This window comes from Sphingobacterium sp. UME9, from assembly GCF_014170215.1.
Lineage (GTDB): Bacteria > Bacteroidota > Bacteroidia > Sphingobacteriales > Sphingobacteriaceae > Sphingobacterium > Sphingobacterium paramultivorum.
Genome location: NZ_LZZP01000006.1, coordinates 108,127 through 133,233, shown reverse-complemented (window position 1 = coordinate 133,233; position 25,107 = coordinate 108,127). Strand labels below are relative to the sequence as shown.

General features: G+C 42.3%; 15 protein-coding genes and 1 pseudogene. 7 read left to right on the top strand and 9 right to left on the bottom strand.

Features of this window, described 5'->3' with window-relative positions; all coding sequences use genetic code 11:
* Positions 1-6 precede the first annotated feature (6 nt).
* From A9970_RS12520 to A9970_RS12495, 6 genes are all read left to right on the top strand, one after another.
* Positions 7-5,484: a DUF5977 domain-containing protein gene (locus A9970_RS12520; RefSeq protein ID WP_182982509.1), complete on the top strand. Its 5,478-nt coding sequence runs from the start codon at positions 7-9 to the stop codon at positions 5,482-5,484.
* Between the two features lie 13 nt (positions 5,485-5,497).
* On the top strand, positions 5,498-9,412 hold the full coding sequence (locus tag A9970_RS12515; protein WP_182982508.1) for a colicin D domain-containing protein: 3,915 nt from the start codon (positions 5,498-5,500) through the stop codon (positions 9,410-9,412).
* A complete protein-coding gene (locus tag A9970_RS12510) occupies positions 9,406-9,723 on the top strand; it encodes a colicin immunity domain-containing protein (protein ID WP_182982507.1) in 318 nt (105 codons plus the stop codon). The genes A9970_RS12515 and A9970_RS12510 overlap by 7 nt, the downstream gene beginning before the upstream one ends.
* Positions 9,724-10,081: 358 nt before the next feature.
* Complete coding sequence (locus tag A9970_RS12505) at positions 10,082-10,405, top strand: MafI family immunity protein (RefSeq protein ID WP_182982506.1); 324 nt, start codon at positions 10,082-10,084, stop codon at positions 10,403-10,405.
* Positions 10,406-10,570: 165 nt separating this feature from the next.
* On the top strand, positions 10,571-11,032 hold the full coding sequence (locus tag A9970_RS12500; RefSeq protein WP_182982505.1) for a hypothetical protein: 462 nt from the start codon (positions 10,571-10,573) through the stop codon (positions 11,030-11,032).
* Positions 11,033-11,145: 113 nt separating this feature from the next.
* Positions 11,146-11,574 (top strand): DUF5958 family protein, encoded by a 429-nt coding sequence (locus tag A9970_RS12495; RefSeq protein ID WP_182982504.1) that lies wholly within the window; start codon positions 11,146-11,148, stop codon positions 11,572-11,574.
* A gap of 29 nt (positions 11,575-11,603) precedes the next feature.
* On the opposite strand, the pseudogene A9970_RS28915 reads toward A9970_RS12495, so the two are convergent.
* A pseudogene (locus A9970_RS28915) lies at positions 11,604-11,935 on the bottom strand (helix-turn-helix domain-containing protein).
* Positions 11,936-12,304: 369 nt separating this feature from the next.
* Here A9970_RS28915 and A9970_RS12485 point away from each other — a divergent pair.
* Complete coding sequence (locus tag A9970_RS12485; protein ID WP_182982503.1) at positions 12,305-12,718, top strand: hypothetical protein; 414 nt, start codon at positions 12,305-12,307, stop codon at positions 12,716-12,718.
* 71 nt (positions 12,719-12,789) lie between these two features.
* On the opposite strand, the gene A9970_RS12480 is transcribed toward A9970_RS12485, so the two are convergent.
* The 8 genes from A9970_RS12480 to A9970_RS12445 form a co-directional block, all read right to left on the bottom strand.
* Positions 12,790-13,824: a leucine-rich repeat domain-containing protein gene (locus tag A9970_RS12480; RefSeq protein WP_182982502.1), complete on the bottom strand. Its 1,035-nt coding sequence runs from the start codon at positions 13,822-13,824 to the stop codon at positions 12,790-12,792.
* A gap of 214 nt (positions 13,825-14,038) precedes the next feature.
* Positions 14,039-15,436: an alpha-L-fucosidase gene (locus tag A9970_RS12475; RefSeq protein WP_220801596.1), complete on the bottom strand. Its 1,398-nt coding sequence runs from the start codon at positions 15,434-15,436 to the stop codon at positions 14,039-14,041.
* Positions 15,437-15,453: 17 nt separating this feature from the next.
* On the bottom strand, positions 15,454-16,911 hold the full coding sequence (locus tag A9970_RS12470) for a hypothetical protein (RefSeq protein ID WP_182982501.1): 1,458 nt from the start codon (positions 16,909-16,911) through the stop codon (positions 15,454-15,456).
* Between the two features lie 273 nt (positions 16,912-17,184).
* The gene (locus A9970_RS12465) at positions 17,185-17,538 is read right to left on the bottom strand and encodes an Ig-like domain-containing protein (protein WP_182982500.1); all 354 of its coding nucleotides are present in this window, start codon (positions 17,536-17,538) and stop codon (positions 17,185-17,187) included.
* Positions 17,539-17,562: 24 nt separating this feature from the next.
* Positions 17,563-19,518, bottom strand: coding sequence for a RagB/SusD family nutrient uptake outer membrane protein (locus A9970_RS12460; protein WP_182982499.1), 1,956 nt, complete (start codon positions 19,516-19,518; stop codon positions 17,563-17,565).
* A gap of 11 nt (positions 19,519-19,529) precedes the next feature.
* Positions 19,530-23,057, bottom strand: a complete 3,528-nt coding sequence (locus A9970_RS12455; protein ID WP_182982498.1) for a SusC/RagA family TonB-linked outer membrane protein — start codon at positions 23,055-23,057, stop codon at positions 19,530-19,532.
* A gap of 151 nt (positions 23,058-23,208) precedes the next feature.
* The gene (locus tag A9970_RS12450) at positions 23,209-24,402 is read right to left on the bottom strand and encodes a FecR family protein (RefSeq protein WP_182982497.1); all 1,194 of its coding nucleotides are present in this window, start codon (positions 24,400-24,402) and stop codon (positions 23,209-23,211) included.
* 84 nt (positions 24,403-24,486) lie between these two features.
* Positions 24,487-25,035: an RNA polymerase sigma-70 factor gene (locus tag A9970_RS12445; protein WP_182982496.1), complete on the bottom strand. Its 549-nt coding sequence runs from the start codon at positions 25,033-25,035 to the stop codon at positions 24,487-24,489.
* Between the last annotated feature and the right edge of the window lie 72 nt (positions 25,036-25,107).

Here is a 25,107-nt window from a genome sequence, read left to right as displayed (position 1 = left end):
CCGAAAATGAAATTTATTCAAATATTAAATAGGCATACACGAAAGATTGCAGCTATATGGGGCGGTGTATTTCTTTTCGAATTGATTAGCCCTATGGCAGCGATGGCGTTGACGGCAGGGCCGACAGCACCAGAGGCCACGAGTTTTGAACCTGTGGATACCACAGACATGGTAAATCCATTGACAGGAAGTTTTACCTATAATTTACCACTGTTGGAAGTTCCAGGGCCAGAAGGAGGATATCCGCTCTCCTTGTCCTATCATGCGGGTATACGCCCAGATGTTGAAGCATCTTGGGTCGGTCTTGGTTGGACACTCAATCCGGGAGCTATTAATCGAAATGTTGCCGGATTACCTGATGATTTTAATGAAGTAAGTTTGAAGCGTAGAGATTATTGGGGAGGAGGAAATAGTAAGGAATACGGACTTCAGGTGGGATTTGCAAGCGTGGTCAATGTCGGATTGGTATTTGCGAGTGACACATATCAAGGATTTGGTGTAGGTGCTACCATAGGATACGGGATAAAGGCTGGTCCGGTAAACCTTGGTGTTGACGTCGGGATTGGTCCTTATGGTGGCGGGTATGTAGGGATGGATATATCTTCAGGTATAAATGTTGCAAATGGAATCGGAGCAGGTGGAAAAATCGGATTCTCTACTAATTTTCAAAGCCTAAGAAGTGATGTAGGAACATCTTTGTCTAGTCATGGGATAAGTCTTATATCAGCGTCTATGAGTTCCTCTTCAAATAAACCAAGTCTTTCGATATTGGGAGCTACTGGATCGGTTTTCAATAGAAATGGGCATAAGATTAGTACAAGCAGTTCAGGTTTTGGTTTTACTATTCCTTTAGGCATCGTTAGCATTGGAGCTTCTTTTAAAAGTAGGCGTTATTGGACCGACGAAACATCACAGGGATTAAATTCCGGAAGCTTGTACTCGCCCATTATTCCTGTTAATACCACGCTATCCTATTGGGATGATAAGAATTATGACAATTATAGATTACTTCCTGACAATATCAACATTGCAGATAATCCTCAGGATTATGAGATGCTTGGTGGCACCTTTCCTGAATATGACAATTATTCAATTACTGGCCAGGGGATAGGTGGACAGATTCGTCCTTTTCTTTACCAGCGAGTCCTCTATCTTCAGAACAGCGAATCTGGCCAAAGCTCTGCAAAGATGAATAATGGGAACGTATTATTGAAGCAAGGCGTAGGTTTTCGTTTTGTTAATGATTTCTCTAATTCCTTTGACCAAGGGCTTGATGATGTCGTTGATCAATCCGGAACGCCGCAGGATCCCAATACACTACCTTTTAGCATGGGAGGTAAATCGGACACGCGAATAGGCAATGAGCTCGCAGCTTCTAAATTTATAAAGTACTTCACAAATGACGAGATCCGTAGCGGAAATGCAAAGACCAAAGGCTTTATTGACGTTGGGAGTACGACAAAAGGATTCAATAGAATTACAAATGGTACATCTTTTGGAAATGCCACAGCTACCAAAGGTGGAAGCCAGATTGGTGGATTTATGGTAACTAATGAATCTGGCGTAACATATCATTATGCATTGCCAGTTTATTCTTACAACGAATATTCTTATAATTACACACCTAAAGATAATGTGAGGTTTACAGAAACAACGCGTAAAGAACCTTATGCCTATACATGGTTGTTAACCGCTGTGACGGGCCCTGATTACGTAGATCGAAACGGCAATGGTCTGGTCGATGAAGCGGATTGGGGGTATTGGGTTGCCATGGACTATGGTCAATGGAGTAGCAATTATGTGTGGAGAACTCCGGCCGAAGGTGTGGATAAAGATCTCGATCAGAATTATTCAATGTATACCTCCGGGCAAAAAGAGCTATACTATATAAATAAGATCAGGACACGTACACATACTGCTATATTCGAAAAGGAGGTTCGATTTGACGGTAAAGGAAGTTCAATTAATGCGCTAACCCCCAGGTATTTTAGTGGTGGCCTCCCATTGTTTGATGAAACATCTAGGAAGAGTCTTCGATTGAACAAAATATATCTAGTAAATAATTCGGATGCTAATATTGTCTCAGAAAGCAGCGAAACAATAAATAGGGGCGAGAACGGTGATTTCCACTATAATGTGATAGACAATTTTGATTTGGAAAAGATAGGCCGAAGTGTAATTGAGGCGAAGAGTATTCGCGTTATTGATTTTGGGTATAGTTATGATCTAAGTAAAAAAACGTCGAATAGCTTTAATTCGCGAAAGCCAGACATTAAGCTTGGGAAGTTAACCTTAGATGGTGTGAAATTTAGAGGTAAGGGCGGTGTAGACCTACTGCCGACGACCCAGTTTGCTTATAAACAACCGGGTGCGATTCAATTTGATGCTACTAGAAGTGCAAATAATGAATTTTCAGCAGACAATTCTACCGCGCTACAGGTCGGAATGATGATTGAAAGCGCGGATGAGAATCCTGTGTATTATGGTATGGTTACCGCAGTCAGAAGTGGTGGAAGAGGTAAAATTTATACATTGATGAATGGTGAGGTATTGGCTGATAATATCACGAATATAACACTGAGGGAAACAAAAAATCCTAATTATTGTAGGGAATGTCAAGATGTATGGGGATTTTATAAAGGGGATCTTAACTGGTCTCAATTGTGGGTAAATGCTGACCTAGCAAAACGTGTAACCACAACATCGGCAAAAGGTACTGACGCCTGGAATCTACGTACAGTAAGCTCTCCTACTGGAAATACGATTGAATTAAATTATGAAAGCAATGAATTTAAAGAAGCAGTGTTTGAACGCTTTTTATCATTTCCAATTAAAATTATCCAAAGATTGGATAATCGAAGGTATGAGGTAGAACTTCCTTTCAGCGTCGCGGAGTTGGAGGAGCGTTATAGTGTAGGAAATACGATCAATGGCTTCTTTTTAGGGCAAGTCGGTTCTATGCCAATAACAATTATAAAATCGGACAATGGGAGTCCAAGCTGTTTTTATGAAGGTCGACAAGGAACAAGTAACACGAATATTATTTTGCGTTTTAATCAGGATATTCTTACTCTTACAACGGGTAATATTCGATTACCTCTTAACTCTGTAGTCAATAATGGAGGCGGAACAAGGATTAAAAGCATCAGCAATAAAGTTCTAAATGGCGTTACCTATATAACGGAATATGGTTACCGTCCCAATGGAATTTCTTCTGGTGTAACCTCTTATCTACCTTATAATATGGAGACAGGTAATCTCAATGATATTACCGGAGACTATTATAAACTTTGGTATAAGAAAGCCCTTAACCAAGATATCGAAAATATTCTCAAAATTGCGAGGGAAATTCCTGGACCTGGAATTATGTACAGCAAAGTGCAAATTCGAAATAAGGTAATACAACCCAATGGAGATAGTCAGAATGAAGGATATACGGAAAACGTATATCGAGTTTTGGATAAACGAATGATCAATAGGGTGGTTACGCAGGATATGCCGGGCAGAACTGGATATGCACATGGAGTAAACTTACGTATAAGTGATTTTACAACAAATATCGGCGATGTTTTGTATATAAACTATTTTGATGCGGAAGATCGATTGATAAAACAGACAAAAAACAAATATTTATATGACGAGGCGACCGAATCCAGCGATTTGAGAACAAAGTATAGAGATATACTTGGTAGTAGGTTCAATTCGCAGGGGCTTATTACCGAAAGATTTGCTGAAGCTCGTTATCACTATGCCAAACAGTATAGTAACCGCACCAATATTATAATGGCAGCACGTGAGCAATACCCTTCAATACTATTATCTTCGACAACTCAGGATTTTGTTAATAAATCGTCTGAAAGCACTGAAAATCTTGGTTTTGATTTCTATAATGGTCAACCTAATAAGGTGTTAAAGAAAGATTCTTATGGAAACAGATTCCTAAGTGAAACGGGATATGCGTATCTACAGTATGGAGAGATGGGGAACAGACTTGCCAATATCAATAACAAAAATATGTTGACGCAGATTTATAGTCAGGCTTCCTACAAGGTTGACAATAACAATGTGAAGGTTGGTGTTGTCAGCGCGTCTAAAACAATCTGGAGTAAAGAAGTCAATGTTCTGGCGCCTAATGGTACTATCGTTAAACAGAATAGTGCTGCAAATGGCCAAGTTTGGCGCAAAGAACGTGAAGAGGTTTTAGAAATTCCTGACAATTATGGCAGTTCAGGTATTCTTCCAATCGCTCAATTCACGTTTACTAATGGATACTGGAAACTAGTTAATGGAATTAGAATGTACAATGTATATTCTAAAGCGCTGGAAGACTACGATCGTAACAATAATTATTCTGCAAACCGCTATGGATACAACAATGGTAAGATCATTGCTGGAGCGAATTTTGCAAAATACGGTGAACTTGCTTTCAGTGGGGCTGAGGATGAGCTGATGGGAACTTCAGTGTCAGGAGAGGTTTCCAAGGGACAAGGTACAGTATCTACCGGAGCATTTCATACAGGAAGCAAAAGTCTGTCCTTGGTAGGAGGAGCTACAGGTTTTGAATACAGTGTCCCGATCACCAATCTCACCGCAAATAGGACCTACGTTGCAAGTGTTTGGGTAAAAAATGTAACAAATGGTAAAGTTGGTCTTTACTATGATGTTGATGGTGTTGCAACAGCAGCCCCGATAAATTCAGCACAGAGCACGAAGAAGTCTGGTGACTGGAGCCTTGTAAATATTGAGATTCCGATTTCAGGTGGTACTCAATTAAAGGTGTACGTTAAAAATGAAGGTACAGTTTCAAGTTTTGTAGATGATTTTCGTTTTCATCCCAAGAATACAAATGCTATGGCCTATGTCTACGATAATTTCTCTGGCGAGCTGACCTATATTTTAGATCACTTTAATCTATATACCAGATTTGAATATGACGGAATGGGTCGTTTGGTGAGAACTTATAAAGAGCAATTCGGAAGGACGCCTTACAAAACCAATGAGTATCAACAAAATTATGGATTAAGCAGCAGTCTATTTTACAATGATCAAATCACGGAGGATATTCGTAAAAATGATTGTACAACCGGTGAAGGTACGCTGGTGGGATATACTGTGGCACAAGGGAAGTATAGTTCAAGTATTAGTAAAGGAGATGCAAATAGTAAAGCGATGGCAGAAATAAATCAATTTGGCCAGCAATATGCAAATACTAATGGACGCTGCGTTAGCTGTAAACGGTATAAAGTGAAGATTCACCGTATGGATCTCCAAAATTTAAACTTATACGTTAATTATCGTGATTGTTATAATGTGTATCAGTCTTCGAGCTACCAAAATTTTCAACAAGAAGCGAATACTGGAGTGTATTTAGTCTTTTATGTGTGTGTAAATACCTCCGATCCTAGTATTCGATTTAGTCATGGGCAAAATCAGCAAAATATCAATTTGTCTGCTGAAATTGAATTAGTAGGTGACTGTAATTAATTAAACCATGATAATGGAAAAGAAATTTTTAGACAAGAGTCTCAGGAAATTATCGGCATTTGTTCTATTTGGCTTATCGCAATTAGGTATTGCTCACGGTCAGATTACTAATCAGAACGCTATCGTGTTGCCTTCTGGCGGTACAACATCTTTTGTGGTGGAATCGGGTCAAAGCTATAGTGCAATCAGTGCTGTTGGAATTACACTCAAACCAGGAGTCCATTTTAAAAGCGGATCCAATGTAGTTCTTCGGATCGACAATAATATGACAGGTCCAGCAGCACCTAATAATCCTAATGACAACCTAGAACTTAATTGGACCCTTGCGCGGTCATTTGATGCGAGCGGAGCAGTAATCGGCGAGACGAAAACATTTTTCGATAAAATGGGCAAGCAGCTTCAGACGCAGACGCGTAATATAGAAGCAGGGCATGTTCTTGCAGTTCAGCCCTTGTACGATGTTGGCGGGAAGCAGATAGGATCGACCATGTCAGCTCCAATCAACAATGCTGCCTTTAGTTACAAGGCTGATTTCACAACACTAAATTATCGGAACTACGGTCGTTTTACCAGCACATCGGGCCAGCCGGATAAAAGCTTTGCTCCGGATGCGCTTGATACTGCAGGGAGTTCGATAGGAAGTCTGGCATATTATTACAGTAGCCGCAATGCCTGGGAGCGCCTGCAGGATCATACCAATATGCCTTATAGTACGACGGCCGGTGCCAAGAACGGAACTAATATTTACACAGTGAGTGGAGGAGTTGGCCAGGTAATGAAACTGGGGGGAGGACATGAGGTACGTCAATTCAATGTTCCGGTGAACAAAGAGCTTGATTTTTACAATCTAGTTCGTCGCACCTATTTTTCTGTATCCGATATCGGAGACACAGTATTGGTATCCAACGGTCAAAAAATGATGTCCGTTAGCTTTGATGCAGACAGTCGGGCTTCGGTGAATATCAGTATTGATGGACGTACGGTGATGACAGGACGCGGCGGAAATGAGCTGATGTTAAAGGGCACGCTTCTTATCGATAGCACCCAAACGGGCTATTTCGGGATAGTCACGCCACAAAATGTGATTTTTACCTCCGGAATGCTAAAGGACTATTTCCGTTCAGAGTCAGAAACTGGAGTGTCTGGTACAAAGGCTCTACAATCGGGTTTATACCAGTTTACAAACAATGCCGGTAATTCTGTGAATTATCAATTAGGCCTTTCCGATGTAAGCTTTACATTCTATGATCAACTTGGACGCGTCAGGGCAACGATCCCGCCAGAAGGTGTAAAGAAATTATGGGCGAGCGGAGTTAGCAGTTATGCAACCTTGGCGAGCATCCCATTTGTAAAAACATTCAAGTATGATGGCAAGGGTAATCTGATCGAGAGTACAGATCCCGATGCAGGTAAGGCCGAGATGAAATATAGCAGTGATGGCAAACTTCGTTTTTCACAGAATGCGCTGCAGAAATTGACAAATAAGTTTAGTTATACGAACTATGACAGTTACGGACGTAGTATTGAAAGTGGAGAAATTACACCATCAGGTGCACTCAGCTTTGGCACCGTAAGTACAGCTGGTCTTGATGCTGTCGGTACTGCGGCTTCGAGTTACCTAACGGGTACCCGTACAGATGTTACGGTGATCAATTATGATAATCCGGAGAGCATTCCAAGTCCGGCAGGCTATGTACAGGACAGTTATTTTCTTTCAGGAAGCGCAGTTTCGAGTAAAGCAAAATACAGTGGGGATCCGGCAACAGCGTCCAATCTAGTGAGCAAAACCTGGTACAATTATGACGGGGATGGCAATGTTTTGTGGACGGTCAAGTATGTTGCGGGACTTGGATACAAGACGATGGATTATGTGTATGATGATCTGGGCAATGTCACAAAGAGCATTTACCAAAAGGGTACAGCAGCTGAGACGATGGTCCATTATTTCGAATATGACACGAATAAACGATTAGTTGCCGCATATACCAATACAACGGATAACGAAAGCACCAAAGTCCTTCATGCGAAATATAGTTATTACCTACATGGTCCGCTTAAACGCGTAGAGTTAGGGGATAAGTTACAGGGGATAGATTATGTGTATGGTATTGATGGTAAGCTCAAGAGCATCAACAATGCGAATGCGACTAAAGATCCTGGGGGTGATGGTGGCAATGGTTTTGCTGCGGATGTTTTCGGGATGAACATGGAATATTATGCAGGAGATTATAACAACCGTCAGGCCGGAATACCAACGATCCAGAATGGTGTTAGCACTGCAAACTATAGTGGGCTGATCAATGGCATAAGTTGGTTTTCTAAAAAGCCAAACTCTACGGATGTTGCGCCAATAATGAACACTTATAGCTATGATGTGACAGGACAGTTGACTGAAAACCGTTGGGGTGCTCCAAACTTTACGGGGTCATCTTTTGTCTCTGGAGGTGAGATCAACAGGGAGCGTGGTCTTAGCTATGATGGTCATGGTAATATTAAAAGCCTTATACGTACCAATGGTGCCGGCGGAGAGCTGGGTAATTATACATATAATTATCAGGCAAACAGCAATAAATTAAGTTCAGTAAATGGATACGCTACTTATACCTACGATGCAATCGGTCAATTGACATCCCAAATCAAGGGGAGCGCTGGAATGTATTTGGATTATGATGTTAGTGGAAAGGTCACAAAAATCTACAGTGATGCAGCTAAACAGACAATAATTCTTAGCTTTGTTTATGACGAGGATGGTAACCGTGTGATGAAAAAGGATCACCGGACGGGAGCAGTTACTTGGTACAGCTACGATGGCAGTGGGACGTTGACGGCGGTCTTTGAACAGCAGGGTACGGGGGCAGTACAACTGAAGGAACAGCCAGTTTATGGGTCTGGAAGGCTAGGTACGTTTTATAGGCTTGGCAGTAACTATCAATATACGATCACTGACCATTTAGGCAATACGCGTGTTGTGATCAACCGCAATAAGACGGCAAGTGGCACTGCCGACATTGTTTATTATGCAGACTACTACCCATTTGGTATGGAGGTACGTTCGGGTGGCGTTGAGAGCAGATATGGTTACCAGGGGTTGTATGCGGAGAAAGATAAAGAAACTGGTTGGAATAATTTTGAACTTCGTAATTATGATGCTGCTATAGGTCGGTGGTTGACAACGGATCCTTACGGTCAATACCATTCACCTTATGTGGGGATGGGAAATAATCCGGTAGGTACAGTTGATCCAGATGGCGGAAAAGGGACAGACTGGTATTTGCCAAAAGGAGCCAAATTAACATCGGAGGCTGTTTGGTTTGACGGATCTGGAAAAAGGGAAGGTTATAATAGAATACCTAGTCTTCCAGAGGTGAATGTGAACAGTCCATCATTTTCCAAATGGGAATCTCTGTCAGCAACAGAATCTTACCGGCGAGAAAATCTTTTTTACTTACGGCAAAACCTGGCGAATGTTGATTATAACGATTTGTCCAGAGCATCCACCAGTTTTGCAATTGTTGCAAATGTAGGTGAGGGGATTGCGGGTGAGCTAGCTTCTGTTAAAATTGCAAAATTTATTAAGTATATTTGGTCTCCTGCCGCTAAGGGGGTAGGGAATAGTAGTAACGTTCTTTTAAATACTTCAAGGCAACTGCAAGCCAAGTTTAAGCATGCAAGCGACTTTGGTGTAGTGGGTAATTATAACAAGTTAAATGCAGTAAAATTTAGCTCGGCATTAAATCAACATATTAATGCATCAGGAACGCAAATAATTCAAGGGGCATATAGGAATTCAAACAATCCTGTAACCTTTTATTTAAATCCACAAACGGGATTAAATGTTATTGCTTCTCCTTCAGGACAATTTATTAGCGGAGCTGCTTTAAGTCCTGTGCAAGTTCAAGATATTTTAACAAAGGGATTTCTATGGTAACCGGTATAAAACTTTTAGATAAAATAAATTTACAGAGGTACATTTATCTTATTAGCATTTTTCTGTCTAATAAAATTACGGCTTCTGTTTTTGTTGAGCATTTTCTTCAAATTAGAAGAGAGGATACTTATTGGTTGACTTCATCATTTGATGCTGAAGTCAACTATATCATGGATGCAATTTTTTTGGACATCGATGAGTATAACCCTGAAGAATTGTATGATCCCAATGATAATTTTAATATTAACGAGAATGAGTTAAGGAAGAGGTTAGACAGCAAACTGTCTGTATTAAATATGCTTATTTCGTAATGCTGCTAAGGGAGTATATATAAATTTGGCAAGCTCTGGACGAACAGCTCACATTATAGCTGGGGACGCCACTGGAGGGGGGCATGCATGGTTTGGAAGTTTAAATAGTTTTGCAAACGGATTGACGGGATCTAAAAGTATGTTCCCTGCAACATGGAGTAATTCCCAAATTATGCATGCAGTATCTGATGTCGCTTTAATAATCAGTGGATTCAGCAGACTGGTAAGGCTGGTGCAATGTTTACCAAAATTGGGCAGCCAGTAAGGTTTGTGGTAGAAGGCACCTATCAAGGAACAAAAATGAGAGTAATTACAACACATACAGATATAATAACCGCTTTTCCAATTAAATAGGTTCATGAAAGCACTAGTAAATGTTTTGTTAAGGCTAATTGAGATTGCAAGAATTCTTGGATTAGATAATCGTGATTTAAAAAATGCTGAAGATTTTTTAATGCATAATGAGTTTGGTTTGTGCTTTGACACAGTAATAACACAGATGTATGAATACGATATTGAAATTGATAGTGAGTTTTATGAGTCAATTTCTAAAATTGGCGAAAGCATGGATTTGAAACAGGAAAGTTATTCTTTTATGAAAGACCTAATCAGAGACGAGAGTAATATTCCTAAATCTTTGAAGGATGAATTGACGAAGATTATTGCAGGCTTAATAGAGTAAAAATGTAGTTGCCGCTAAGGGGGGCGCGGTTTTAGATGGTTCTTTCTCAGTTACTAATTTCGGCTGAAATGGATATCCTTCAGGAGGAGTTAAGCCAACCGGGTCTTTCAGACTATTAGAAGGAACAGGATATATACTGCTCGAAAATTAGCAAATTCAACTTTCATGTTCCGGCACAGCCAGAAGAAAGCAGAGTACAGGCAGAAGGCAGGATCCCTTTTCATCGGATATCCAGATGACCTGTTCCAGCAGACGTACATCGAGGGACTTGAAAGATTCAATGGCTGGGAGATCGACCACTTCACCAAAAGGCCTACAGGAAATGGTGTCCTGATAGATGCGAACTGGATCATCGATCTTGGAGTCGGTGAAGTCACAGGTGCCATAAAAGCACTCTCGGCAAGATCAAGCTCAATTGTCGCGGCTGAACCGGTAGATGATATTGCCGCTAAGACGGGAAAGAGTTTATTAAGCGCAGGAGAATTGGCAAGAATAGAAAATGCTGCAACCCGTATAGGTAAGCCTATAAATGTGGTCCGCAGTAGGAGTAGTGGTACAGCTAAAGCTACTTCGGATTGGGATTATGTGATAGAAGGCTTGACTAATAAGCAGTGGAAGCAGGTTTAGAACTCATTGCCAGTAGCGCCGTCTAGAATTGATAATTTACCAAGGATGATAGATATTTTCAAGGGGCCTGTCAATCCAATTAAACCATTCATTACAATTTTTATAAAATAAATATGGTGCTGCAAGATGAGATACTGGTAAATAAGTTTGGTCAGGGTTTGGCTAGTTATGAAGTTTTACTCAATAAATTTCAGTTGTTTGATCTGGTGGACAGGAATAAATTTTTAAATGACCTGCTCTTTTTGGTTTTACAATCAAAACCTACCGATGAAGACATCGGCGATGCGATACGTGAAAGTGGGCTAAAGCCAACATTTACGCCCAGCGTTCTTTTGCGCAAGGGGGTAGCTTATCATAATTTGAAAAAGATAGCAGAGCTACCAGTAGGAGAGCAGGAAAAGGTTCTGAAATTGTTTTTAAGCTTATTTAGAGTTTCTTATCAGCGGAGATTTAAATTAGAAAGAAACGATCCTAATAAATGGTGGTATTGGGATCTGTCTAAAGATGAGAATATCAAAAAAGTTCTAGATCAATTGCCTTAAATAACAAAGCCCGATTTAATCGGGCTTTGTTATTTAGCGTACGCCTGTGTATTTTTAAAATCCCTGATGAGTGCATCGAGGGTAACGAAAATATATTCCTTATCCTTATCGGAGAGCTTGGTCACTTCCTGCAACCTGTCGAGCGTGGCCTTGTCGAGTTCGATATCAGAATTGCCCGTTAGGTAATCCAAAAAGACTTCTAGTGTCTGTGCGATCTTTACGGCCATCTCGATTGTCGGGCGTACCTCGTTTCGCTCGTACCTTCCGTAGGCATCCCGTTGATAACTATCTTCTTTCGCACATCCATCTGGGAAAGGCCTTTCCTTTTTCTTACCTGTGTCAAAAGTTTACCAAAAGTCATTTTTGTAGGATTTAATACAGCAAAAGCTGTGTTTTTACAAAAAAAAGAAACAAAAAATGTAAGATAAAAATGAAGAATGTTTGTTTAAGTCATCCACCTTTGTAGTTTTACAGCAAGTTTGTAGGGATTTTAATTTTTTTACTTATGGCAAAGAGCAGTAACAAATAGGTCAAGGTACAGGCGAAGTACCGCCCCAGTCAGAGCCGTTGTATGGGAGCATTGGGTAAGGATGTTCCGTGGCTGAACCTGAGCGGTGTATGGCTGTCGGAAGCAGGATTGGAAAAAGTAAAAAATTGAAATTTGATTTTCAGTATGTAAGTTGAATACGCTTTTTGACTGTCACCACTGTTAAACTAAAATAACTTTAATATGGATTTCGAAGAAGTAAATAGAATTTTGTTTTTTACCCTCAATGATATTTATCCTATCGCGACAGGTAGGGCGGGTATGCTAGCCTCAAATAATCCATATGTGTCATTTCCCTTTTTAAGATTCCGATTTAAAGACAAAGGCAAAGACGACCCGATATATGGTCAAATTCGTGAAACTGTAAAAAGTTTTAAAGGCCTATTGACATGGGAAATGATAACCTTTGATGATGTGCCAAATTATTTAATTTTGCCTACTTATGTCTATAGTGACGGAAGGCCAACGAGCGGTGATTTAAATGAGCATTTAATAGCAAAACATGGAGAAAGTTTATATCGACAAATGATTGATCAAGCTATTGTTGATATTCCAAATTTAGCAAAAGCAATTAAAGATAAATTTCCTGAACAATAATTGTATCGCGTGTAATGAATAATTTCGAATGTTAGCCCAAAAATTATCTTTTGGGCTAACTTTAAAAATGTTTAATCATTCATCTCATCATAATAGACGTCTGTCTTGCTGAGGATCTGCTGTACCTGTTCGTACTGTTTTTTGCTAAGCCCTGTATCGTTCAAAAAGAAGAGACCGCTCCATTTTATTTTTTTGACAGAAGCCAAAAACGGTTCCCATTGGAGGGGATTATTTGTAAATGGCACAAACACCAGTTTGGGATTATTGTACAATGCGGCGGGGAAGCTTGTAAATTGATTGAACGAAAAATTGGCCTTTTCCAATTTTTTTAATGCAGCAATAGATTTTGGCAGTGTCGATAGCCCCGCATGTTCTATGCCAAGTTCTTTTAGTTCGGGCAACTGCTCAAATAGATCGGGCATATCTGTCAGCTTGGTCTCCCCTTTGTAATTGCCCGAAAGGTATAGGAAAGATAGCTTGTTCAAACTAAAAATTTCTTTGGGAAAAGTGCTGAACAGATTCCCGTTAAGCCCGAGCTGTTTTAAGTTTTTGAGTTGTGCAAAGGATGCCGGCAGACCCGTCAAGGGATTATTGCAGTCAAATTCTTCCAACGCTGTCAAATTGGAAATACTTGCGGGAAGTATACTGAGATTATTTCTGCTTAACGCGATCTTTTTAAGTTTAGGATGGGCGGCTGTGATTTCAGGAAATGTGCTAATGTCTAGATTGCTAATTTCCAGTGACTCCATTTGATTGCCTTCGTCCATAATCTTTTGCAGAATTTCGCTGCTGAGCTTCTTTCCGGAGATGGAAGAACCCAGGGATAAGGTTTTTACCTGAGCTAGGTCTGTGCTTACTAATTCCTCCAGTTTCTCCAGATTGAGTTCTTGCCCATCCGTCTTTTTGATGCGCACCTGATCTGCCGCCCGCATGGGCATGGATATCATAACAGGCATGCTTTCCGAAGTACCTGCCTGTTCGATCACCTTTGGTGGCTCGGGGATAGGTTTCACCACGGGTGGCGGGCCCTGTTTTTTCTTTTTCTTCTGCGCTGATACGCTTAACGTAAGTAAGGATAGACTGAATACGATAATATACTTTTTCATATGTGTTTTATCTTTTGTCGTTGAAGCAAAGATGCACATTTTAAGACTAGTCTTTTCTGTGGATTTATATCCGATCGCTTTGGCTTACGATTCGTTGCACCTGGATGAATAATGGTTTGGGCTTCTTTGTGAATCGTAAAAGCTCCCTGATAATTTAATGATCAGGGAGCTTATTGTTAAAGGGAGTAAGACGATTTGTGAAATAGGCGCTGGGCTATTTCGTTTCGATCTTGTATACGTAAATCGGGATTTCTGGGTCTTTGACAGTGGGTAAAGACAGCTGTAGGATATCTTTGTCCTGGATCCATTTCACCTTTGAGGAACTGCCGAGAAGCGCTAAACTTTTGATGTCGAGGCTACTTTTTGCAAGCTCCGGGATGTCGATCGTGGCCGTTGAAGGACTACGCACAAAAAGATAAACACTTTTCCCTTTCTGCGTAAAGCGGTAGTCTGACACGATTTCTTTCGACGTTGCATCATTCACAGCATCTTTCATACTGGCTTTATCCTTTTCGGTTGCTTTATTGTCCGACGGCAAGGTATGCAGCGCTTGTTTGACTCCGCTCCAGACCGTGGTGCCGTAAATCGCTTCACCATTGGTTTTCATCCAGCTTCCTATAGCATGTAGGTTTTCCTGGCTTTCGACTGGCCAGGTACCATCGCCTTTGGGGCCTACATTGAGCAGCAGGTTGCCCCCCTTGCTCACGACTTCAATAAGGTCGCGGACCAACAGCTCGGGGCTTTTCCATTTTGTGTCATGTTTATTGTAACCCCAATTTTCACTCATCGTGATGCAGGCTTCCCAGTTCTTCCGTGCAGTAGAAACCAGCGACTGCTCAACAACAGCATAATCGCCAAGCCCACTGCCTATCCGGCTGTTGATGATACAGTCGGGCTGAATGGAATGGATCAGATCTTTGATTTCCTGACTTTGTTTTTTGGTGATCAGCTCGGGAGTATCAAACCAGATAATATCGATAGGACCGTATTGTGTCAGCAATTCGCGCAGCTGCGGTTTGACCTTGTTTTCGACGTATTTGTTGAGGTCTTTGGCATCTTCGTCGGGATAGTCCCAGGTATTGCTGCGGCCGGCTTTGACAGGCCAGTTGGTGGGCACATCGGGGTTTTCCCAGTCGCGCCCCAGTGAATAATAGAAGCAGAGCTTGAGGCCGTATTTCTTACAGGCCACGGCGAGCTCCTTCATCGGATCTTTTGCCCAAGGGCTGCGCTTGACGATGTTATAGTCGCTGACGGCTGAGTTATACATCGCAAACCCATCATGGTGCTTGGCCGTGATCACCAGGTATTTCATGCCGGCATCGTGGGCCTTCTGAGCCCAACGGTCGGCATCAAAGCCTGTTGGATTAAACTGATCGGCGATCTTTGCATAGGTCTTGACGGGTATGCGTTCGTAGAGCATAAAATGCTCGCCGCCTTTGGTGGGATGGCCGTCCCAGTCGCCTGCGGTCTGGGAATAGAGCCCCCAGTGTAGAAACAGACCGAATTTCCCGTCGGTGAACCAGGGAGCGGGCTGGCCCGACACTTTTAATGCCATGAAGGCGAGTACCAGAGCCAGTAATCTCCTCGTGTTTGTTAAAAATAATTTATGCATCGTATTTCCCAAGTTTTCTAACGGTTTTGTACTTTCATGGACGAAACCTTATCGTTAAACGTCGAGAGATAGGTAGACGAAGAGGTGACGACAAGACTGTCGCCCGTAAAATTATCGTTATTGTATAACGTCACTTTAACATTGGCCCCAACTTTAATGGAAGAGACGCTATTGTCTGTCACCCCTTTGGCCAATAAATCTGCGGTGGTATATTGCCCTTTGCCAAAGCTTCCTTTCACACCGGCATAGGACGCATTGGAATAGGTATACACCGAATCCTGATTGGTTGTCATGAGATCGTTGACATAGTTGAATTCGTAAACATTAGAAGTAGTGTAGCCATTTTGCAATAATAATTTTACCTTAAGTTCATAAGGTGTATTGCCTTTGTAGTAAAGCTCATTCAGATCTATAGTTCCTTGGATGACTCCAGAGGAAACGGGGGCAAATTTCCAGGTAACTGCATTGTAATCTTTGTTGGCTCCTGTGCCTTCGTTGTTTACATTGGGATCCATATAAACCAATATCTCACTCACAGGCAAATTGGAAGTATAATTTCCAGTAATAAAGATTTTTTGCTGGCTGTTGTCAATGGCAAATTGAGGTTGTACCGAATATGTAGGTGCCTGATAAGGGCTAGCTGTTGCCACTGCAGGTTGAAAAACTTCATTTCTGTTGAGAATTGCTGCATCAGAGCCGGTTAGAAAAGTAGGCTGTCCCTTGCTAAAACTCACATTTCCGCTTCCCATCAATGATGTACCCAGTGTAGGTTCTTCACTGACATATTTAGCGCGGTTATGGGGCAAATTTAGTCCATGACCCAATTCATGCAGCATGCCACCGAGATAGTTTGAGCTAGGGTTTGGAATTCCATTGACAGACATGGAGGAATTATCCACTGCAAAGCAGTATTTGCCATAACCATAGAATGGTTGGCTGTTATCGCCATCTGTTCTTGCTGGCAAAAGTACCAAATAGTGGTTGTTGGATGAAAATTGGCTTGGATGGGCAGCTTTATATGTATTGATCTCATTTATAATTTTACCAGCGGATACGGCCGAGCTATAGGGGTAGTCCGCTTGAGCTCCTGCGGCAGGGATTTCAATGATGTTAACTAGGCCTGCAGAATCTTTTGCCAGACCCAGATAACTGCTGTAACCATAATGTGCCATCTCATTATGCAGCCAGTCCTGGAAATGGACAAATAGTTGAGATAACCGTGTTTTGTAGCCGGGTAAGGCTGGATTGTCTGTGGGGACAAACATGACGATATTGAGATTTACTGGATTAGTCACAAAGGTAAGGTTGGAAAGAGTGGTGTCTATGGCACCATTCGATGACGCTTTTAAACGTTGAGTTTCTGCTGCATTTTGCTCTACCAATGGCTTTGAACAGGCGAAAAAAAGTGAGAGGACCGCGGTGGACAATGCAAATCCTTTCATGATCTGCATCCATCTTTTTGTTTGTTTTGTCATAATTTTTGAAGTAAATAATTTATAATTGTTAATGTATATTGGTGGCTTATAACTACTCAAAATACAAGCCTATAGTAAGAAATAGGGTTTGTTTTACAGGGGTTTGGAACTAAGTAAACCGTTTCTATAAATTGAAAAACAGTCAAGCGAATAAATGTTATTTGGTCAGAAGAAGACTACCAGACGGGTTTGTCTGATAGTCTAAACTAAACACTAAACTAACAAATGGTCATCTCTTACCATTATTCTTTTGACTTGTTCATATGTCCGCTTTTATTTGGTTACATTGACAATATACCAAACATTGAGTTCGCCAGATCGTATGGTGATGGTATCCTTACCGACGGTTAAGCCGGTAACCAAGCCTGTATTGCTATATGTTGCGATTTCTGGATGTTTACTGGTATAGGTCGCCTCAGTGACACTGCGGTTTCCCGGATTGACTGCCAGATTGATCTGAAGCGGCGTTCCGATTTTAACAGGAATCTGCATGAAACCTCCAGAAAGTACAGCTTCCCGAACAGTCAAATTGTCTTTAATGGGCCCCAGGTCCTTTTTGCATGCGTTCAATCCCATAGTTACACATAGGAGGCTAATCGATAGGTAGATATATGCTTTAATTTTCATAATGTTATTTCTTTTTAATACGTATTATTTTGCACCCAGCCATCCCGGATTTTGAACCAGCTGATTACCATCTAAAGTGAGATCGTATAAAGGTAACGGCCAATAGTAGCGGTAGTCTGCCCATAAGGCGACACCATCAGCAATGTTGGCACTCCGCGGATAAGCGATGATAAATCCGTTATTATCTAAAAAGATGTCTTTATTGACTTCTTCTTTTAGGGCAATAACCGGTTTGGCAGTATGCGTACCGTCGTAGAGTTTACCTTTTTCTGCTGTAAATTTCATACCCCGTAACGGAACTGTCATCAGGTTGCCGGCTTTCCAACGCATCAAGTCTTCATATCGACGGTCTTCCAGGACCATCTCGATACGACGTTCCCTTCTTATTTCACGGATGATGGGGCTAACGGAATAATCAAGTTTTGCAGCATAGATCTCATCGAGCCTTGGATCGGCAGGGAGGTTGCCAAGCTCGAGTTTGCTGCTCGGATATTTCGCAAAGTCAAATCCCGCGCGTTGACGCAATAGATTGATTGTTCTATCTAGGTCGTTCTGCGTCAAGGTACCTAAAATGGCTTTTGCTTCTGCTAACATCAGCAATACCTCTCCATAGCGGAATTCAATAGCCGTTTGTTGTCCGTTTGTTGTCGCTTCATTTTCGGTACGGTCACCCATCCAGTGCTTAATAGGTAAGTAGCCGGTTACTGTGGTACCACCACTGACATTATAAGATAGCCGAGGATATGTTATACCATTTTTTTCGAGGCTGGTCGTCCCATCTGTTCGATTAAACAAGGAACGATTTTCACCGGGATAATTAATGGTCTGTTTCAGACGTGGATCCCGGTTTTCGAGTTCGGACCATAGGCCGTCGTAACCTTTGAAAAGTGGGTTGGCGGTATAGCTGCCAGCGGATCCTGACGTATAGATCGGTTTACCGTCAATACACAGATATTCATCGATCAGGCCCCGTGTTGCACCTCCAGCAGGTCTTCCGCCCGAAATACTGTTGTTCTGATCCCAATAACGCTGCGTTGCGTGACCGACAACAGTGCCATCATAAACGCGGGCTAAGATAGCCTCTTTATTGCCGTCGGAATTTGGATCCTTCTTGAATGTAAACAATTTCCAGTAAGGAGTTTCACCTGTAGCATACAATTGATAGCGACCTGAGGCGATGATTTTTTCGCAAGCATCCACAGCTGCCTCCAAAAAAGGTTTTGCTGTGCTTTGTAGAGACAACTCGTTATGGTAGGTCCTAAAGGAGCCTTCGAAAAGGCCAATTCTCGCTTTTAAAAACAAGGCCATATCCTGATTGATACGTCCGTCTGGACGGCCAGTAATGCCTGCAAGACCTGCAATAGCAAGATCGATTGTCTTCATTAAAGAATCAGCAACCACTGTTCGCTTATCCCGAGGTTTGTAAAGGTCCTTGCTGTCGATATTGAGGTCGCTTGAAAACCAGGGCACATCTCCAAAAAGCATAAGCTTGCGGTAGTAATCCATCGACTTAAAGAAATAGGCCTCGCCCACATATTTGTTCAGTCTGCTGATGTCATTGTTGACGGCGGGCAAAGCATTGCTGTAGTTTTTGAGGAAATAATTGACTGAGCGTAGGTTTTCCCAGGTCCAGTCGACCGATGTACCAGCATTTGGTGGAATAAAGGTGTTGTCCATCATACTGCTGATATTGCCGTAGCGGACCATATTGTCGGTCATAAAGTCGGATGCCAACAAATGGCTGCCGCCGACAACATTGGGGTTTACTTTAGCATCGGCCCAGCCTGAACCGTGTCCTAGAATATAGCGGTTATAGAGATTATTGAGGTATAATGTCAACTCCGTTTCGGTATGTAAGGAGTTGTCCTTCGATAAATCGGTCTCGGGACTTAGCTGTAAAAATTTATCGTTACAAGATTGTGTCAGCAATAAGGAGGATGCTGCGGCAATGACGATTAATCTGGATATATTTTTTTTCATAGTAGTATTAGTTAGAAAACAATTTGAGCACCAAAAGCAATTGATCTCTTTTGTGGATAGTCTGCAGATATCTGGTCGACGTCAAAAATTGTAGGTATTTTTGTGAGCTCAAAAATGTTGTAACCGGCAAGCGTGAAACGGAGGCGCTCTACACCAAATCGTTTGGTCATCTCCTGCGGTAGGGTATAGCCCAATACCGCCTGTTTAAGTCTCAGGTAAGCGCCATTGATCAAGTATCTGTCCTGGACATTGACCGAAGAACCATACATCGGAAACTCAGCATCTGTGCGGTCTGGTGTCCAAGATCTCTCATACATCCATTTTGAGCCTGCTCCACCGCCCCAGTAAGAAGATAGTCCGGCCCAGATATCACGTTTCAGCACACCTTGGAACAAAAAGTCGAGATCGAAATGTTTATATTGGACATTTCCAGTGATACCAAATCGATAACGTGGTGTAGAGTTTCCAATAACGACCCGGTCGCCTGGATTTGCCAAGGTGTTCAGTCCGGCATCTATCTTTCCATCAGGAATTCCCTCCGGTCCGCCAAGATCCTGGTACCAGATATAACCTGGATATAGCGTGCCCTGGTAGGCTCCGTTGTAGATCCAGTTGCCATTGCTTGGATTGCGACCTGCGAAATCACTTTCCTGTAGTATACCACCGGTACGGTAACCCCATATTTCGCCGATCGTTTTACCATCATACATCACCTCCCTGCCCGAAGAGTTCGTGATCATCATGCTGGTGTTGGCAGCGTAATGCTGTACTTTGGTGAGGTAGTCGGATAGGTTGAGGCCTACACGGTAGCGGAGGTCCGCATTGATCGTTTGCTTCCAAAGGAAAGAAAGTTCAAATCCTTTGGTTTCGAGTATACCTGAGTTTTCCAGTGGCGCAGCGGTTCCCAAAGTGGTTGGAAACGAGGCACTGCCATCGGTCAGGATATCGGTGGTCTTTCTATTGTAATATTCAAATGTTACATCGAGCCTGTTTTTGAGAAATGTTCCATCAAAACCGAGGTTCCATGTTCTTGCTTTCTCAAATGTAAGGTATGGGGATACGAGTCCCGGAGGATCGATATAGACTATTTGCTGCCCGTTGATTAAGTAAGGCGCTTTGCCGGTATTCATGGTTGCCTGATAGGGATAGATGGATGAAGGCTGATTTCCTAATTTCCCCCAGCTTCCACGCAATTTGAGTTCGTTGAGCCAGCTCTTGGTTCCGGCCATAAAATTCTCCTGCGATATGCGCCAGCCGGCAGAGAAGGATGGAAAAGTGACAAATCGGTCTTTTTCCGTAAACTTTGCGCTTCCATCATAGCGCAGATTGCTCTCAACGAAGTACTTTTCTGCAAAGTTGTAACTGATACGCCCAAATAGTGCTCGTCCCGCAAGTGTGTAAGCATTTCGGGAGACCGTATGCAAAGATGGATCCTCAGCGGCATCAGGGTTTTGTATATCTGGCGAGATCAACTTTCTGAATGTGTTCGTGATCTGATTATATTTTGTCTGCTCCTGATTGTAGCCGACTACAGTAGCGAAATTATGTTTCTCTGCCCAGGTTTTCTTATAATCAGCATAGATGTTGACCAGATATTTGTTGGTGTTATTATTGTCAAAATACGCTCTGTTTTCAGCCGCTTCGGCCTGTTGGGACGTATACTGCCAAGAGTCTACGACTTGGTTGAATTTGGGGCTGTATCGGCTCAAACTATAAGACTGGGGCTGATAACTGAGGTCTGCCTTTAATTTCAGCGCATTTGGTATCAAGGTAAATTCGGGCGAAATCAACAAGGATACTCTTCTGTCCATGGACTGGTTGTTTGCACCATAGCTCAGCCAGGCAAGAATATTGTCTGTATAGGTATTGGGGAGCGGATCATTGGGACCGGTTTGGATAGGCATATTGATGTTTTTGTTCGTCTCACCCATCATAGCCGACCAGATGCTGCCTTTGCCCCCAACGATATAGGGGCTATTGAAATTTGTTTGGTCGAAACCTATTTTTCCAAAAACGCTGAACCAGTTATTCACTTTGGCGTTGATATTCATCAGGGCGTTATAGCGTTTCAGTTTATCGGTATTGATCTTGTACATACCCGATTGATTCTGCATACCACCCGAAATATAATAGTTAATGGACTCGGCTCCACCGCTGAGGTTGAGCGTATGTTTTTGCATCGGCGTCCATTTTTTGACGGCTTCCTCAAATGGGTTAACGTTAGCTACCCAAATAATGCTGTTCCCTTCCTGATACCATGCATTTTCTGGAGTGGGATTGTCCATGTACTTTTGGATCATTTCCAGCTTTTTTTCGTCGGAAGTACCTGGTTTGCCGTTGGTCCATAATGTCCTGTCCATGCCTGATTTTTGGATCTCATACGCGTTAAGGATATCAGGTAGCCCAGAGGGGGTATCAAAGTTGGAGTCGAAGTTGTAGGCGATCTTGCCTTTCTGATTGAATTCACCCCGCTTGGTACGTACCAGTATTACCCCATAGGCTGCTTTTGTACCATAGATTGCAGCAGCAGATGCATCTTTGATAAAAGACATGTCCATGATATCATTTGGGTTGAGCTGATTCAAGGCACCGGTAGAACTCTCCACGCCGTCTATAATCACCAAAGGGTCTCCGTTTACGGATTCGAATACTCCTGTATTGCTATTGTAATTCATGGAGGTACCACCCCGTAAGTTAAACCCAGGTGTGCTGTTTGGCGAACCATTTCCGAAGGTGATGTTTAGATTGGGAACAAGACCCTGTAAAGCCTGCCCGATATTGGCTACCGGTCGATTTTCAAAGGCCTCTTTGCCAACATGTGAAATGGCTCCTGTTAAGTTGACTTTCTTTTGTGTGCCGAATCCGACAACAACTACTTCCTCCAATGCACTGTCATTCTCCTCCAATGCTATTGTCAAAGCACTGGCTGTTGCACTGTTAAACCGCACAGTCTGTGGTTTGAAGGAAAGGTGCGAAATGGTCAGCGTACCTTCCGCTTGGACTGTTTGCAGGGAAAAGTTTCCTTTACTATCGGAAGAGGTCCTGCTGTTGCCGCCGTTGATGCTGATCGTTGCGTTTTCGATGGGCTTGCCATCTTTTTTTGCTACCAATTGCCCTTTGATGATATATTGTTGTTGCAGCGTTTGGGGCATACTCTTTGGCGCACTTGGCAATACAATAATATGGTTTTTGTGCATTTCAAACTGCAGGGGCAACTCGTCTGAAAGCTTTTTGAGAACGTTTTCCAGATTTTGGTTGGAGACGTCTACATTTACCTGCTTGAGATCATTAAAGAGACTTTCGTCATAAAAGAAATGATATCCGGTCTGTTTTTTGATTTCTGTAAAGACCGATTTTAGATTTCCTTTATTGATATGCAGGGTAACCTGTTGGGCTTCGGTTTTACCGTAGACACCATAGGTAAATAGTAAACCCAGGAAAAGGGTGGCTTTCACCTTTTTGGAAACGAGGGGTGCAAAGCTAGGTTCAGCCATTCGGTTCCCGAATAGGTAATCTTTACATTTGATAAAGTAATTCATATTTTCAGTAATAGGGTTGGTTTTTTGTTTAATTCACATATAGATGTTATTCAAGCACTGCTGAATAGAGTAATAGCAATGTTTCTTGGAGTAGGTAAATATTTAAATCATCTTTGGTCCTCCTTTGGTTTTTAAAAATTGGTTTATCTTTTTAGTTTTTGTTCTTTACGGTAACGGTTTTTCTGTCAATTTCAAATTCAAGGCCGGCCCCGCGTTTAATGAGTTCTAAGGCTTCGGCGAGGCTTACACTTCGGCTCATGCTCCCGCCAAACTTTTTCTTACTGATCGGTCCTTTATAGATAACCTGGATATCATACCAGCGTGCCAGCTGTTCCATGATGTCCTGAATCTGGTCGTGTTCGAAATAGAAATAGCCATGCTGCCAGGCGATTTCTTTTTCAATATTTGCCTGAGAGACGCGCATAGCGCTACCGTCGAATTCGACTTTCTGTCCAGGTACGATTTGTTTGGTCGTATTATTTTTATTGGTCAGCTGGATGCTGCCATTGATTAATGTGACATTGGAGGCTGCATTGCTGTAGGCCGTCAGATTAAAGGCGGTCCCCAGTACCTTAATATCACCGTGGACCGTGCTGACGATGAAGGGCCGATTTTTTTCGTGGGCCACTTCAAAGTAGGCCTCGCCCCGTAGTTCCACATTGCGGGTCGATTTACCAAAGTCCAAAGGATAGCTCAGCTCGGAAGCTGAATTGATCCACACTTTGGTGCCATCGGGCAGGACCATGCGATAGAAGCCCGATTCGGGTACTTTCAACGTGTTTTTTAGGCTTGCAAGTTCGGCCTGTCCGCTGTTTGGTTTGTAATGCAACTGGCCATCTACGATCTGAAGCTGTTCGCCATGCGTTTCCTCTATAGTCGTCTGCTTGTCAGAAAGAGCGACAGTTTTACCATTGGAGAGGGTAAGAGTGGCTTTCTGTCCTCCTGGTAATACATCGTTGTTATACCGATAGACTTGATCGGCGACAATTTGTTTGTCCTGAGGAGCAGAGTTTAGAAACCATGCGACACCTAAAAAGATGATTAGGCTGGCTGCAAGACCTGCATAGATCTTTAGTTGGCGCATGCCGCCGATATGTAATGGTCGTTTTGCTGGTTTGGCCGACGCATAGTGTAGTATCTTCGCTCTAGCCTGATCCAGGTCCAGTCTATCCCAGAACTCTGCATCGCTAGATCTGGGCCCCTTACTGGTATATCGTTCCCATTGGTCGTGCAAGCTAGGATCGTCGTCAAACATTTTTTGTAGAACCTCCTTATCGGTTTGGCTCAGTGTTCTACTGAAGTGTTTTACTAAAAAATCGACGAGTACAAATTGGTCATTCTTCATCCTGTTCAATTGGCTGTATAAGGAGAAGAGCCACAGGGGGCGCAAAAGGATGGAAGGAAAAAAAATAAAAATTATAAATGCTTGTTATTCAGTTATTAAAAATAACAAAAGGAGGAGTGCTCGTGTATCTAAACGTGATCTTAGAAGCTGTATCGCTCGTTTTTTCTGACTTTTGACGGTGTTGATGGAGATGGTCAGGTTGCCCGCAATTTCTTCGTTTGAGAGTTTGTCGAAAACGGCCATATGCAATACCTGTCTGCAGCCCTGAGGAAGTTGATGAATGGCTTTCATGAGCTGGTCGATGACTTCGGCCTGTATCATGGCATCCATGACGGTCTGCTCATCGATCATATCTTTGTCAAGCTGATCGACGTATTTACTTTTTATTTTTTCACTGCGGATGTGTTTGAGGCAATTGTTTCGGACGGAAACGAAGAGGTAGCTTTTGCGTGTATTTTCATCATCGGGTAGGGTATTGCGTCCCTCGCAGAGTCCTGCGAAAAAGCTCTGAACAACATCTTCAGCCAAAGCTTCGTCGTGTAGGATATTGTTTGCAAAGAGACAAAGCTGTCGGTAGTATTGCTGAAAAAGAGATTCAATATCGTAAGGTAAAGCTATCTGCAAATTTTCCACCTTGTTTGATGATGTATAAAGAAATTGACATAACAGGAGCTCTGGGAGCACGGGTATAAATATAGGGAAATA